Origin of the sequence: Pseudomonas sp. C1C7 (genome assembly GCF_013359595.1) — a bacterium.
Taxonomy (GTDB): Bacteria; Pseudomonadota; Gammaproteobacteria; order Pseudomonadales; family Pseudomonadaceae; genus Aquipseudomonas.
Genome location: NZ_JABFMP010000020.1, coordinates 26269 through 40697, shown reverse-complemented (window position 1 = coordinate 40697; position 14429 = coordinate 26269). Strand labels below are relative to the sequence as shown.

General features: G+C 53.2%; 14 protein-coding genes and 1 pseudogene. 10 read left to right on the top strand and 5 right to left on the bottom strand.

The features are described 5' to 3' along the window. The first annotated feature begins 104 nt into the window (after positions 1 to 104). Together HNO86_RS17475 and HNO86_RS17470 are read left to right on the top strand one after the other, a co-directional pair. Positions 105 to 1001, top strand: a complete 897-nt coding sequence (locus tag HNO86_RS17475) for a LysR family transcriptional regulator (protein ID WP_175378183.1) — start codon at positions 105 to 107, stop codon at positions 999 to 1001. Between the two features lie 386 nt (positions 1002 to 1387). Continuing rightward, complete coding sequence (locus HNO86_RS17470; RefSeq protein ID WP_175378182.1) at positions 1388 to 1759, top strand: hypothetical protein; 372 nt, start codon at positions 1388 to 1390, stop codon at positions 1757 to 1759. A gap of 249 nt (positions 1760 to 2008) precedes the next feature. Here HNO86_RS17470 and HNO86_RS17465 read toward each other — a convergent pair whose 3' ends face one another. Further along, entirely contained in the window at positions 2009 to 2458 is a 450-nt protein-coding gene (locus HNO86_RS17465) for an antitoxin Xre/MbcA/ParS toxin-binding domain-containing protein (RefSeq protein ID WP_175378181.1), read from the bottom strand. Between the two features lie 182 nt (positions 2459 to 2640). After that, the gene (locus HNO86_RS17460; RefSeq protein ID WP_175378237.1) at positions 2641 to 2895 is read right to left on the bottom strand and encodes a helix-turn-helix domain-containing protein; all 255 of its coding nucleotides are present in this window, start codon (positions 2893 to 2895) and stop codon (positions 2641 to 2643) included. A gap of 112 nt (positions 2896 to 3007) precedes the next feature. Here HNO86_RS17460 and HNO86_RS17455 point away from each other — a divergent pair, with 112 nt between their 5' ends. Beyond that, positions 3008 to 3589, top strand: coding sequence for a hypothetical protein (locus HNO86_RS17455; protein WP_175378180.1), 582 nt, complete (start codon positions 3008 to 3010; stop codon positions 3587 to 3589). Continuing rightward, complete coding sequence (locus tag HNO86_RS17450) at positions 3586 to 4971, top strand: DEAD/DEAH box helicase (protein ID WP_175378179.1); 1386 nt, start codon at positions 3586 to 3588, stop codon at positions 4969 to 4971. Before HNO86_RS17455 ends, HNO86_RS17450 begins: the two co-directional genes overlap by 4 nt. Before the next feature lie 547 nt (positions 4972 to 5518). On the opposite strand, the gene HNO86_RS17445 is transcribed toward HNO86_RS17450, so the two are convergent. Continuing rightward, positions 5519 to 5950, bottom strand: coding sequence for a hypothetical protein (locus HNO86_RS17445; protein ID WP_256672668.1), 432 nt, complete (start codon positions 5948 to 5950; stop codon positions 5519 to 5521). A gap of 329 nt (positions 5951 to 6279) precedes the next feature. Here HNO86_RS17445 and HNO86_RS17440 point away from each other — a divergent pair. After that, positions 6280 to 6405 (top strand): annotated as a pseudogene (locus HNO86_RS17440) (plasmid replication region); the annotation flags it as partial. A gap of 179 nt (positions 6406 to 6584) precedes the next feature. Beyond that, complete coding sequence (locus HNO86_RS17435; RefSeq protein WP_372242540.1) at positions 6585 to 6986, top strand: tyrosine-type recombinase/integrase; 402 nt, start codon at positions 6585 to 6587, stop codon at positions 6984 to 6986. A gap of 32 nt (positions 6987 to 7018) precedes the next feature. Here HNO86_RS17435 and HNO86_RS17430 read toward each other — a convergent pair whose 3' ends face one another. Then, the gene (locus HNO86_RS17430) at positions 7019 to 7384 is read right to left on the bottom strand and encodes a histone-like nucleoid-structuring protein, MvaT/MvaU family (RefSeq protein ID WP_175378177.1); all 366 of its coding nucleotides are present in this window, start codon (positions 7382 to 7384) and stop codon (positions 7019 to 7021) included. Between the two features lie 645 nt (positions 7385 to 8029). Between HNO86_RS17430 and HNO86_RS17425 the strand changes: the two genes are divergently transcribed. The 4 genes from HNO86_RS17425 (at position 8030) to HNO86_RS17410 (ending at position 10462) form a co-directional block, all read left to right on the top strand. Continuing rightward, on the top strand, positions 8030 to 8638 hold the full coding sequence (locus HNO86_RS17425) for a M15 family metallopeptidase (RefSeq protein WP_175378176.1): 609 nt from the start codon (positions 8030 to 8032) through the stop codon (positions 8636 to 8638). 91 nt (positions 8639 to 8729) lie between these two features. After that, complete coding sequence (locus HNO86_RS17420) at positions 8730 to 9500, top strand: N-acetylmuramidase domain-containing protein (RefSeq protein ID WP_175378175.1); 771 nt, start codon at positions 8730 to 8732, stop codon at positions 9498 to 9500. A gap of 96 nt (positions 9501 to 9596) precedes the next feature. Next, complete coding sequence (locus HNO86_RS17415) at positions 9597 to 10079, top strand: hypothetical protein (RefSeq protein WP_175378174.1); 483 nt, start codon at positions 9597 to 9599, stop codon at positions 10077 to 10079. 23 nt (positions 10080 to 10102) lie between these two features. After that, positions 10103 to 10462, top strand: a complete 360-nt coding sequence (locus HNO86_RS17410) for a hypothetical protein (protein ID WP_175378173.1) — start codon at positions 10103 to 10105, stop codon at positions 10460 to 10462. 109 nt (positions 10463 to 10571) lie between these two features. Here HNO86_RS17410 and HNO86_RS17405 read toward each other — a convergent pair whose 3' ends face one another. Further along, entirely contained in the window at positions 10572 to 13904 is a 3333-nt protein-coding gene (locus tag HNO86_RS17405; RefSeq protein WP_175378172.1) for a patatin-like phospholipase family protein, read from the bottom strand. Between the last annotated feature and the right edge of the window lie 525 nt (positions 13905 to 14429).

Sequence of the window (14429 nt, the reverse complement as noted above, 5' to 3'; positions counted from 1 at the left end):
AAGTGTCATGAAGGCGATATCAGATACATCAAAAAGTGATGGCTTGAAGCCTGGCTGTCGTTTATGTTCCGACCATTGGAAGAGAGCGACGCGGACAAGCCGAGATGAATTTGAAACAGCTACAAAGCGTGCTGCTGATGGACGAACTCGGGTCTATTTCCCGAACGGCGGTCGCCCTGGGCACGGCTCAATCACTGGTTAGTCGGCAACTGGCGCAACTGGAGGCGGAGTGGGGGGATCAGATATTCGAGCGTACCGGGCGTGGCCTGGTTGTCTCTGATTTTGGACGGCTCGTACTGCCGGAGATTCGCTTGCTGCTTTCCCAGGCCGAGCGCCTGGAAACCCTGGTTAGGGAATCCTCCGGGGTACCGGCTGGGACAGTCCACATCGGTATCTTGCCGTCGATGTCGCGAAGGTTGCTGCCGATGCTGTTCACTAAGCTGCAAACCCATGCCCCTGGGGTACGCCTGCATGTGGTCGAAGGCTTCAGTGGTGACCTCGATGAACAACTGGCAGCCGGTACCCTGGACCTGATTGTTGTGAACCGGTACGGCATCTCCAACGCTCGGGACGAAGAAACATTGGGGGTCGTTGATACGTACCTGGTGGGTAAGGCCGCAACCCTGGGCGGGCTTGGGCAGTCAATCGAGTTCGCTGTGTTGCCGGAGTATCCGTTGATCCTGCCCTCGCGCCCCAACGGGTTGCGAACCACCCTGGATCAGTTGGCTCGCAAACAGCAACTGTCGCTGAACGTGGCGATCGAAGTCGATACGCTCAATGCAATGAAAGACGTGGCGGCAGCTGGCGGGGCCTTCACTATCCTGCCTTTTCTGGCGGTACAGGATGATGTCGAGCGCGGGCTGCTGGATGCAGTGCGAATCGATAAGCCGCAGATCAAACGCACGATTGCCCTGGCGTTCACCCACCAGCATCCACTGTCCAGGGCCGCCAGGGTCGTCGGCGGATATGTGCGTGAATTGTCGAAAGTGCTTCTCGAGTAGACCAGAGGTCACCAAGCCTGTCTCAAAGCCGCCATTAAGTAGTTCATATGGTTGCTGGACCCTGGCCGGTCTTTGCAAAGGGAAGTTGAAATCCGCATGGGCAGTTGCGACCAGGCGCATCCCTGTTCATCGCGCAAATCCTTAACTGCTTGTGCTTGCCACAATTTTTTCTTCAGCTTCCTCAGAAAATCTTGATTCCAGGCATTTTTCCTAATTTTTTCTTGAGTGGCTGGCTTCCCATTGGCTCGATCGGTTTCGGCTGATCATTTCAACTTTGCGTGCTGGTCGAGTACCAAGGCTCAGCCAGAACTCGACAGCTGACATTCCTTGTGGCTAGCCAGCTTTCGCTGGGCATTGTCTTTCGTTTGACTCAACGCCTCTCCCACATGGCAGAAGAAAATGCATTTACGCAGGGCCTGTCCGTTACTCGCATGGGCTTTTCGGAAAATGACTTGGACGCGGTCATGGCCAAGTGTAAACAATGGACACTGAAGCCAAAAAAAGGGGAAACGCCGCTGGGAGTCGCGATGTTCAAAGCTGCTTCCGCTCGTTCTGTTCAACACGAAGGCCAGAGGGCGTTTTTTGTCTTTGATACTGCCATCAAGCAGAACAGAGCACACGGCGACGTTGTTGCGACAAAGTTCTTTGGTGACTTTGCCCGGCTATCTCAGATCGATCGCCTCTCGAGAACTGTGATGCAGGTTTTACTGACCCGGGAAAAGAAGCTCCTGCGCGAAGATGCTGTCCAAGCTCGATAAGTTGTCTGGAACTGAAATCGAGCGTCATCCAAGTTTGCCAATAGGTGTGAAGTTTTATGCGTTAGACAAAACGCTCGATTTCTATTAGGTCACTTTCCAACCAAGCGCTATGTTCTGCAGGCTGGCCGGATGGAAGTACAGGTATGTAAGCAGGATATAGGTGCACTTGGCTCTATTTTTTGCTCTTCAACTGAAGATTGGTGAGGATGCTGAGTACAGCCGTTTCCTAGCGCCGTTTAAACGTCTGGATCAAAAGGCAATGCCTTCAGAGATCTGAATTAGCAGTTCCTCGACCTGACGGAAACCTGAAGTGGATGAGAGCATTGCGACCGGGGTTTTACCTGAAAAACGACTCTTGGGTTTAGAGAGCCAAGAGCGCGCTTTGTCATTACTCCCGAATAGAGTTTCCGTCATCGCCACGATATAGGCATGTCTGAATAGGCGATCACTCTCATCCACGGTCAGTTTCTGATCAAGCGCCAACCTGGAATTGAGTGTTTTTAGCGCTATAATTTGGTCGCGTTGTCCATGAGAAATTCTGCCAAGCTCGCAGAATAGCGTGATCCGATTTGCTGTAAAGCCTGCATCGATCAGCTCATGGATATCCGAATCTGACGCATCGATGGGAATTTCCAGAAGCACTGACAAACGGTCCCGGAAAGAACGATAAACATCTTCGTGCAGTGCTTCGGCAAACATGGCGTACCTTCATGGTTGGATCTTTGCCATTTAGTATCAAGCACATCTATATCGCGAGAAAGCGCATAGATTGTTCGATCGATTCCTCATGGATCATTTCGAACTGTAGGGGCAGGGAACAGTTCTGTCACTAGGGACAATCCATCGGATACGAAAGCCGATTGGGTCGCCTGCTGGTTGGCTCAGTCGCGTGCCTCCAAATCAGAAGCCAAGTCGTGAAGAGACAATGCTGCAGGCAAGAGAAATTGCGGCTCGCATTCCATTACGGTGGCTATGCGATATAGCTTTTCCACTGTGATGTTCACCTCACCGCGCTCAATCCGTCCCATGTAGCTGCGATCGACACCGCAAGAAAGCGCCAAGGCATCTTGGGAAAATCCTTTGGCCTTCCTTTGTGTCCGTATTCTCTCGCCCAATACCTTCGCAAGCTGATGCATAACCGCCTCGGTTCCCACTGAGGCGGCACTATCGTGCGTTTGCGGATGAATCAACCACGGATTATAATCCGCATTTTTGTTCGTTCCGCGAATTTTCCTCCCAGGTGCCTGCATGAAACCCGATTCATTCATCCTCGACAGGCGGATTTACGACCTGTTTCAGCAGGGACATCTACGCCAGTTTACGACCCAGGATCTACGTGACGCCTACGCTACTCACCTGACGGGTATGAGCTTTAACAGCAGCGACTTGCGGCGGTATGTCTATGAACAAATCCGACGCATGCTGCGTACTGGGTGGGTCATTCAGGATGAAAAACGACAAAAGCGGGGTCAGATCTATCATTGGCAGAGTATTCCGGCGAACCTGCACGTGGAACTCATCGAAAATGGGTACGAGAGCAGTGCTAAACAAGTGAGTAAGCCGCCCCATCTGCCTTTACAAGCCATTGATCCAGAGCGGCCAGCACTTGGTGTGATCGAACACTTGGAGTCGATACACAAAGAGATTCGGCTCGACTTTCTTTCTTCCATGGGAGAGGCGGAGCGCTATAAGCAATTGCTCGACGAAATGCCGCATCTGAAAGATCAAGTTGAAGCTGAGTATTTGGAGGCACGCGATCGCAGCTCTCGTCTTCTGGGACATCTACGCGCGGTCGAAAAGACGCTTAAATCAGTCATGTCAACACGATGAAAGCATCGCCGAGAAAATGGCAGAGCCAATGCATAAAAATTGCGCTTGAGCACTACAGAACCACACCGCACTTCTTCTGCCAGGCCACGCCCGGAGCGGGGAAAACTCGAATGGCCGCAGAGTTGGCTCGACAACTGTTGGAGCAGGGAAAAATTGATCTCGTACTCTGCTTTGCACCCTCATGCCAAGTCGTCGACGGCTTTCGCTCGACCTTCACAGCGGTATTGGGTAGGCGCCTAGATGGACTTATCGGTGCCGTTGGAGCCGCAAGTACCTATCAAGCTATGGAACACCAGGATGACTCCTTCTGGAAGCTTTTCGATGACTACCGCGTGTTCGCGGTGTTCGACGAGATCCATCACTGCTCCGGATACGATCCGCTTTTGAGCAACGCTTGGGGACAACAGATTCTATTGAAAATGCAGGACCGTGCCGCCTTTACATTGGCTCTATCGGGTACACCGTGGCGTTCCGATGACAGAGGCATTGCTCTGGCTCGTTACTCCAACCCGGAAGGTCGGTTGATTTGCGACTATTGCTACGGCCTTAAAGAAGCCATTTCCGATGGGGTTTGTAGGTCACCTCGCATCGTTCTGCTTGATAACCAGATGCTGAGGCTCAAAGAAGATTCTGCGAACGACAGTACCGTCAAGCATTTTCCCAGTATCGCTAGGTTACTGCGTGAGTCTCCTGTCTCGTACGAGGATCTGATTTGTCATGAGGACGCGCTCAACCAGTTGCTCAATTTGGGGAGCAAAAAACTCGATGAAATGCGACTGCTTAAACCGAATGCCGCGGGATTGGTTGTTGCCACGAATATTGAGCATGCTCACCAAGTCGCCATGGCACTCAAGGACAAGGGCGAAAGCTTCCAGGTCGTAACCACCAGAACTCCGGATGCGCAACAGGTTATTAACGGGTTCAAAAACAGCGACTGCCGTTGGATTGTTGCGGTGGGCATGATCAGCGAGGGGACTGATATTCCTCGGCTTCAGGTTTGCTGCTATCTCAGTCGAATTCGTACTGAATTGCATTACCGTCAGGTGCTGGGAAGAGTTCTTCGACGTATGGGCGAGATTGACGATCAGGCTTGGTTGTTCGTATTGGCGGAGCCGACACTGAAGCGGTTCTCTCAGCGTATCGCCGATGACCTGCCGGAAGATTTGGCTGTTGTGATCAACGTAAGTGCACCCGCACCTGAGCATTGTTTAATCGAAGGCGAGAGGGAGTGCTCTTCGAACACCCTCACTGGCAACGCGGTAAGTTCACCACCTACCGCTAAAGAGCATAAATTGATTCCGCAGGTCGATTTTTCCTCTGCATCGAATTTTCAAATAAGCTTTTCGAAAAATTATCGCCAGCAACTGCTGGCCGTTTTTTGATGTAAGTCTTATCCATTACGAGGCCATGTTAACTCGCTCCAGTTGAGCGAACGGTCTGCCTCCGTTGAAAGCTATGGTCCATCTTTCCGCTGAATCAGCTATCTGCTGCTCTTCTTTTACACGGATGGAGGAGGGAAGTAGGTGCTTGTGACCAGTGCGACAGAAAGGCGTTTCTCGTCAAGCGCGTGAGGGGATGGTAATGAAAGGTAGGCGGAAGGCTAAAACATCGAAATGGGCCATGAAGGTTCAATTTGAAACAGAGGCCCAGCGGAGACTGTCTGCTAGATCCGAAAAAGCGTCGAAGCGTTTTCTTGATCTCGCTCTGCAGTTGGGTTCAGCGCACGAGCCGATAGGCAGACTCGCCGGGCCGCCAAGCCCCCCAAGTCCTTAGTGATCACCAAGCATGGGAAAGCGGCTTGCACCTAATTGCGCCTAAAGGAAGAAAGAGAAGGGTAGGAGGGAATGCTAAATGAGAAAAACTCCTCGCCCCAGAAATGTCACGTTCCGGGACGGATGGCAATCGGCTATGGCGACAATCCCATATAGTCTATCCATGAGTAATTCCTGACACCTCATCCAAGGCTGCGAGCACTAGCTTGCTGGCATCGAATAAAAGAATGTCCTGCGGTCGACACCCTCCAATGTATGGATTGCTAGAAGCGAACCAAAATGCGATTCCCCACCCATGTTTCTTCGTTCTTAGCACATCGAGTATTGCCTTCAGGTGAAGTACCGGCCCGTGCCCAATGCCGACCTCGAATACATAGGTTGGAAATAAGGAGTAGCCTGCGTGCTCAATTGAAAAAATGTGTCCTCCAGCTTCCAACTCAGCTAAAACCGTTGTCAGCGCCATATCAGATACGCCAAGCCGATTACAGATTTGGTCCTGAGGAAGAAAATCACCACTGTCGAGGATGGTTTTCTTTGCCTGTTCGAGCATTTGCAGCTCACGAAGTGAGGTATCGCGATGCTCAGACATTGTAAGATCCCGGGAGCAAAAAAATACGATCCACCTTTTGATATATTCGGTCAACACCGGGTCCAGATTTGCACTGATGTTTGCCCGTCATAAAAAGTGGGAAAGGGTCCCAGGTATCAGTCGGATTGGGATACAGACGATCAACTGCAAATCTTTTGCGGTGCGCCCGACGGAAATTGCATGAATTCTGTCCTGAGGCGACCAAAAATCCACGTGTTCTGTTTTTTGGATTTTAGACCGCTGAAAAAATGGGCAAATAGCCCAAAATTTCTGTCAGTGCGGGGGGCGTTCTCATTTCTAATGACACCGCTCTCATTTCTAATGATCACCTAGGGCGGGGCAGCCCGGCGCGGGTTGGCGGCCTCCTCGATCTATGGTGGGCGCGCTTGGCGCAGCGCCTCGGCGGTGAGAGTCGTTTGCCGGAACTGCCCAGTGACGTCTCGCAAGCCTTTCTTCGCTGTGGAGAGTGGTTCATCCGAGCAGGTTTGAATGAACCTGTCGTGTGTGAGCGCTTCTGTATTTTCAGTGAAAATGGTCATAAAACGACCGATGTTATCGAGCCGCTACACCCGTTGACCCAATGTGTCGACTGCGGATCGAGCACAATACGCTACGCAGTGGAAATCAGTTGGATGTGTTTCTGAGCAGCAGCAAAACTGATCGAGAAAATCGAGGGCAAGTGGTCGTGTTGCCGGCATTGAAGCGTTTGTGTCCGGTGCAAGCCTACGAGGACTGGCTGTCGATCAGCGAACTGCTGGAGGGGCCGGTATTTCGTCCCATCAACCAGTGGGGGGAAATCAGTCCCCAAGGCCTCAAGCCCGATGGCGTGACCTATGTGCTGCGCGAGGCGTTTGCTTGCAGCAGTCTGGATGGCGCTCCCTATACCGGACATTCATTGCGCCGTGGATTTGCGACCTGGGCGAACAATGACCACTGGAGCACCAAGCAACTGATGGACTATGTAGGCTGGCGGAACGTGAAGTCGGCCATGCGATACATTGACACCACCGCTCCGTTTGGAAAATTGCGCCGGTAGCCGCTCAGAGGTCTTTTGCACTCAACCCAAAGTCACTTGGTCAGCCAAGACTCAACGGTTTCGGAGCTGTGTTGTGATTTCCATTTTTTCAACGTTTTGTGATTGCCACCTTTGGTTTCGACGACTTCGCCGGTGTGAGGATTCTTGTAAACCTTCACTTGGCGAGGCTTACGGGTGCGAGCTTTGGAATTGACTGAAGGGGTGTGGCTGCTCGCTTGCGGATCTAACAGGTCGATCACCCTAGGTAGGCTGTAGCCGTACTCGGCCAGCAGTGCACGCAGCTTGGTCTCGAACTCGATTTCTTTTTTGAGGCCAACATCACCTTTCAGGACCTCGAGAGCTTGGAGCTGTTCGGCTAAATGCTTTTCGAGCTGACGAAATTCTGCGAGTTTTGACATGTTAATTCTTTATGCAGTTAGTCGCCTAACAATACACCAAAAAACACAATTTGAATTTAGGGGCGGGAGCTCAGTGCATGCGAGTACGGGTTCGCGGCTCTGATTGACACCGCCCACATCGATCGATCGTCTAGTGAAATTATCCGAGCGATACAGAAAGCATTCGCTCTAGAAAACACTCAAGTCTGCTACTAGCTACTAATAGTTCGAGAGTTCGGAATGCGGAGAAATGAGCTTTCATCGTTTCACTCCTTGTTGACCGACCGTCTGTATTCGGCTTGCTGGACTAGATTAGGGCTCTCGTTTTGAAGGCCAAGCAATCCATCAGGCAAACCAGCCAACACCTGTACGACAAGATCGAGTAATCCGAGAGGTTCAAAACAGGCAAAGCTTGGTCCAAGAAATAAAGGGAATAGCGAAATCTTCTAGCCGAGACTTTGAAATTGCTCACAACTCGCTCTTGACTACTTCGTGTGTTGTCTTGGAACTGTAGCGGGAGGTCGAGATTTATATTCTTCAAAATTCCCCCAACACGCTACCCCATTCTCTCACGAGTAACGCGATACAAAAAAGTCACAACGCCCTCTTCGGAAGTGCCGGCTTTAGTGGCCTTACCCTAGCCATCCTGATGGAGGAGTCAAGTAGATGGATATTGAGAAGATGATCTCGGCCGTGCAAAAAGCACTGTCGATTGACGCTGACGGTCGCGCCGGGCCTCAAACCTGGGGCGCGATTTACCAACGTATTGTGGGTCCACTGAAGGATAATGAAGATGACGATGGTCCGACAGTAGTGGATCTACGCAGCGAGGCGATAATCGCCACCTTGTTGCCGGAAGTGCGCCCATACGCCCGCGAGTTGCTATTGAGAGCTGCGGCTGCGGAGATTCGCATCAAGATCATCAGCGGTCTTCGCACCTACGAGGAGCAGAATCGTTTATTTGCCCAAGGAAGAACAATACCCGACAAGCCGATCGTCACCAATGCTCAAGGCGGCCAGTCCAACCACAATTTCGGCATTGCGTTTGACATCGGTGTGTTTGAGGGCAGCAAGTACCTAGGCGATTCACCGAAATACAAGGCAGTAGGCGTGCTCGGTATGGAGCTCGGCCTAGAATGGGGCGGAAATTGGAAAAGCATCGTCGACCAGCCTCATTTCCAGTTACGCCCGATCTGGGCCCACGGCATGAACGAAAGGAGCATGTTAGCGGAGCTTCGCAGGCGTAAGGCAGCAGGCCAGGATGTCTATGTCTGAGTCGCAGTTAATGCACGCGCACGAATTACTTGCCCTGTGCCAAGTTCGATTACATGGCGCACCTCGACAGATGGTGCAATAGGAGGCTGGCATGAACTTTCAAGGCAAAGGCAGTCCATTGAGCGACGAAGGCATGGACGAGGTATGCGACACGCTAAGCGTATCCGAGTCAGAAGTGTGGGCGGTGCTGACGGTCGAGACGCGTGGCTTTGGTTTTCTTTCGGACCGGCGTCCGCAGATTCTCTTCGAACGGCACGTCTTCCATCGGCTGACCAAAGGTATATATGACAGCGGCAATGCCGATATCAGCAGATCCAAGGCGGGAGGTTACATTGGCGGTGCCGGCGAGTATGGAAGACTGGAAAAGGCCATGCAGTTGGACAAGACCGCAGCACTGCAGAGTGCGTCCTGGGGTATAGGTCAGGTCATGGGTTTCAACTTCAAAGTGGCTGGCTTCGCCTCGACCGACAAGCTGGTCGCGGGCATGGTCAAGGACGAGAATTCGCAGTTGCAGGCCATGGCGAATTTCATCAAGGGTAACAACTTGGCCGGTGCGCTACAGCGCAACAATTGGGTTTCCTTTGCTCGGGGCTACAATGGTGCGGAATTCAAACGTAATGAATACGACACCCGCCTTGCGGCTGCTCATGCGAAGTTCAAGGTGACATTGCCCGACCTCAGCCTGCGTACTGCCCAGGCAGCACTGCAATACTTGGGTATGGAGCCCGGCCCGATCGACGGCATTCGCGGTCGTCGCACTTTCTCGGCGCTGCTTCATTTCCAAGAAGCGGAGGGTCTTGCCGAAACCGGCCTATTAGACCAGGACACTTTGGAGCGGTTGGTGGCGAAGGTGTTTTCTTAAGCAGAGTGAAGTTTGCGTAGCGAAACGAGTTTGTCAGCAGCAAACAACTGAGTGGCCTCTTGGGCGGCAGTTATTCCTTGCATGGGGAGAAAGTCAATGCGGACATATTTGCAAGCGAAATCTCTTCGCGGTATGGCGATCGTGCTTGTGCTTGCGGTAGAGGCGTGCACTACGCAGCTTGCTCCGCTGTACGATCAAGCCCTGGTGGAGGGGCTGACGTCAGTCAATGCAAAGACTATGGAATTGATGGCTTCGGCAGTCGGCGGAACGACTAAAGAAACATTCGCCAACAGAGAAAATCAATACAACCACGTCATTGGCTGTCTCGATGCACTTGCGCTACAAGCCGCTGCACGTCCTGCGCCGACAAACAGTTTGGCTACTACGAGTAGTACGTCGGGCGAAAGTCAGATCACTACAAGCTCCACCGCACTTAAGGAGATTTCGAAGACGGTTTCACGGATGCGTGAGGTAGACAAAAAGCAGGGAGTTACCGGCGTTGAGGTTCAGGCATTCAAAGGACAGGTGCTGACCTACATGGACCAGGCATTGACCTACGAATCTGCACTTGAGCGCTAGCGTGATTGCATCAGGAGAAGAAAATGGCAGCTATAGACGTAGAGCAGTTGGTCACGGACATCAAGGCCGCAGCCAATCTAATCATCAATCAGGACATCGCCACAGTTAAAGGCTTTTCGGAGCGCCAGTTGAAAGCGATCGGAGTGCAGGCCAAGCTGGTGGCAGACGGAATAGTAACGGGTGAGATAACTGAAGAGACGAGGGAGTTCTTCCTCGAAGGCATCGAGAATATGACAACCAATTTTCTCGAGACGCTCAAGGGCTTGTTCCAAATAACCATTGAGAAACTCTGGAATGCAGTCGTAAGCGTGGTATGGAGCGCGATCAATGGCGCAGTTGGTGTCACGGCAGGTTTAGTACTCCCAGTACCGACGAAGGTTTAGCCACGGCGAGACTATTCAGAGTTTTCATTGAGCGCGATTCGTGAGCCTTGGCAATGAGCACCAGAGCGGGTGCTGCGTTGGCGCTAGCGGATCGTATTGCGATTCCCTCTCATTGTGAAAACCCCTCGGCCGCGGCCGTTGGTGGTACCCAAACTTCGACGGTGCCAGGAAACTTCTCGAATCGCTCGTTCAGTTGCACCACGTTCCAGCTCGACTCTGACTGCAAGGCCAGCACGGGAAGCGCATAGGCGCAGGCTTCAGCATCGTCTCGGTGATAGATGACCGTGGGCTTGCCATACGGCGTCGGTGCGCTGCGGCCTTGTCTGCGGGCTGTGTCCGATACGTCTTCGATGGGCGGCACCGAAGCGCCCGCCGCTCGCCAAAGTGATCGCAGGGCACGAACATTGTCACGACCGTCCGGGCTATAGATTTGGATGAAGACCGTAATACCCTTGCAGACTAGGATATTCTCAGTGGCTGGGTACACGGCTACAGGTTGGTCGAATGAGAGAAAATAAGTCCAAGGCCACACGCCCGCTGCGATGGCGGAAGATACGGGGGCGGACATCACCATAAATGGTCGGTCCGGGGTTTTCTGCTTGAGGGTTGTAGCTGCGACCTGCTGGTTTTCGTTATCGAGTTCATCAGTATCGCAGTAGGTTTCTGTCTTGCGTTCATTTTTGCGCTCATTCATGCGCGTCATGGCCGCAGGTTCTTCGCGCGCCCAATATCCGTCGTTCTGAGTGACGCGCGAGGCGGTAGGCTTGGGCGGGCACTGGAATGACTTGATCAGCGTGTTGCATACCGCCAATTTGTCGCTCATGCGCGCGCACAGGCCGTAGGTCATGCGCAACATGTCCAGAGCCTCCGGGTTATTCAGAAACAGATCCTGCTGGTCATGGGCGCGCAACGTCTGCCAGGTGGTCAACAACTGCGCAGCCATGCGCCCCACCGAATCGTTAAGTTGCCCGTCATTCATGCTCACCGGAAGTGTGCCGTAAGTGTCGTACAGGGGTTTGAGCACCTGATCGCTGCCGGCGCTGCTGTCCCCCTGAGCGTTCTCGAACGCGACCCAAAGTCCCGAAGCCGAGCTGACGATCACGCCCAAGCCCAGCCCCGCTGCCGTCGCTGATTTCACTGGAATGCGCAGTGGTCTTCGCGATTTTTCGTCAGTGGTTTCGCTGTCCGCAGGCATGGCGGGCGCGCCAGTGACATTCGCTGCCGAGGTATCGCCGGAGGACGTTTTCGCCCGGGCATCAACCCAGCCGTTACTTTGAACGGCCGCGATCAGTGAACGCAGCCTGTTTTCATCCAGCCCCCGGCCCAGATGACAGCCCAGCGAGAAATAGCTCTCCCATTGGGCCTCGTCAAAAAACTGATCTGCTGTGGATTCCTGAGGAAAGTCCTCGTAATCGCGACTGTAGTTATAAATATCTTCAGGCAGGCCGGGTGTCAGGTTCGGTTTTACCAGTACCAACACTCCCGGCAGGTTTTTGTCTGGGTAGTTGATCCGGGCTAATGCTAGGCAGGCTGTTTTAGACGGCGAAGCCAGATCGTCGAGAGACCCGAACAGTGCGTCACTGCCTTGCGGCGGCTTGATGAATCGGATGTCCACATTCATGTCTATGCGGGCACGGCGAATCAGGTTTTCCAAGTCCTGGAACTTATAGCTCGGATCAGCGCCGCAATCGGCCATTACTATTAGTTCGCAGCGCGCTTCAAGCAGCGGATAGGCCGCCGTGTTTTCCGAGTGGCCTCCATCGCTCAGGTACTGAGTGTTGCTGGCGGTTCCCGCAAATTTCGCCAGCAGTTCGGAATAAAGACCCTTGTACTTCGGAACCAGGATAGAGGACCACTGCGGGTCCTTGTTGCCAGTACGCCACCAATAGCCCAGGCGCACACCCAAGGTAGTCAATACAGACGCAATGCCAGGCCGCGTGAGGCTGCCCATGCCGGGCGCTGCGGCAGCACCGGAGACCGCCATCCAGGTACCCAGCGTGCTAAGGGTACCTGCCTTGAATTGCCGCCATTGCTGACCCTGAACCTTGTAGTACCCGGGACCGACCAGTGACATCAAGTCTCCCTGCCGATCAATGTTGTAAAGTCCTTCGCGCTGGTACGTCTGGTTGATACAGACATTTATGATATGAACAGGCCCACCGTTCACATGCGGTTTGTAGTCCTTCAGTGGCACATCATCATTGTCGTGGACTTGGGTGACCTTCGAGCCCTGCTTGCGCTGCAGGTTCGCTGCGCCCAGATAGGCACGAGACAGGCGTGAGCGATAAAAATTATGCAGCGACGAGCGATTGAGAAACTCAAGATTACGTCCGGAGAGTGAAATCCATCCCAATGAAATGATTGCAGGAACGGTGAGTGCCCAGGCGGCTCCGACAAAGTCCACACGATTCCAGTCAGAATCCCAGACTCGTAAGGTCGCAAAGGCGTGGACCAGGCTGGTCCAGAAAATAGCTAGCACCAGCAGCCCGAACCTTCCTGCCAGGTCCAGCAGACCAGGTAACCGCTGCCGCAAGAACTCTGAAGAACTGCCATTTTGCTGGAGCATGGGAAGCGCCAGACGGAGCACCGACAAGATGGAAGTGAAAAGTGCTCCGAGCGCAAACAGGTGTGCCGGTTGCTTGGCCAGGCGCCAGGCAACCCAATCGACACTCCCTAGAAGGACCAACGCTATACTTGTTTGCACGGCAAGCGCCAGCTGACGGGTGACCTTGTGGGAGGCGTTATCTACCTCGACATGATCGCGCCCGCGTGTTGGCATGTACCAATAGCAGGTCGCCGCCCCGATCGCCCAGAGTATGGGAGCTGGCAATGCCAGCCACAGCGTGGGCCACTTTGAGACCCAATCCCAAAGTTGCATGGGTGTGAACCCAAAGGGTAGGGACGGGTTTGTCTTGATCAACTGATCCATCCCGTACCAGACCAGGATATCGATGAAACCCAAGGCACACGCCAGCAATACCGCAAGGAAGCCCAGTTCCAAGTGAACACCTGCCAGGTTGCGCAGGAAGGTGACGACCCCGAACAGGCGGTCCTGACTGCCGCGCGGCGTCAGGTAGCGGCTGTTTGCGCGTAGCCAGCTTCTATGATGTGAGGTGGCGCCATGGGCGCCGAGTTCATCCTGCAACGCTTCTGCAGACGGCTTGCTCTGAGCCAACCTGCCTACCATTGAGCCGATATACCCGCCTCCGGAAACAGTGGACATCAAGTCAAAGCGCGAGAAGGCTTCGGCCTTGGCCAACGCCGAAATGAGTCCATAACAGAAAATTGAACTCCTGATCCCACCCCCCGATAACGCCAGGCCCCAGCGTTGTTCTTGGTCCAGCGGACGATCGTCTTCCGGAAGTGCTTTCCGGCGGTCTTCGATCAGACGATCGAGAACATCAGGCTGCGACTTGGTGGTACTGGTCTCAGTATTAGTCATGAGCCACCTCAAGCAGGTGTTTAGTTGCTGATTAACTCCAGCTACTACTTGGAGGCGCCTCTATGTATCTGTTTATAGCGCAACATCGCCACTTCGCCATCAAGCCACTGCCTGTTCTAGATTCGGAAGTTGTGGAGAATCCATTTACGTTGACGATGCAAGCTCGACCTAGCCAGCATTCAAGCACTACGCGCTGGCCAAGCAAAGGCCATAGCATATAACACAAGGTAATCAACCTTATGACTAAAAATAACAACCGGCTGATCATTATTCTCCGTTGTTAACTCTGCGATAGGCTCTGTCATAGAGTAAATTTTTGATCTTGAGGTAACGGTGGTTGCCGACCGTGGATTCAACTGGTGGCTACCCATGGCAGGAAGCGCGAAATACGATTAGTCATAGGGTCTAGTGCAATTTGACATTCCTCGACCCTCAGCCATGCTATTAGCACAGTGCCATTGCGGAGAGAGGCCGCCATGCAGTCGCTGACCCCTCTGATCAGTCAATCGACCCATCTCTCCGAGT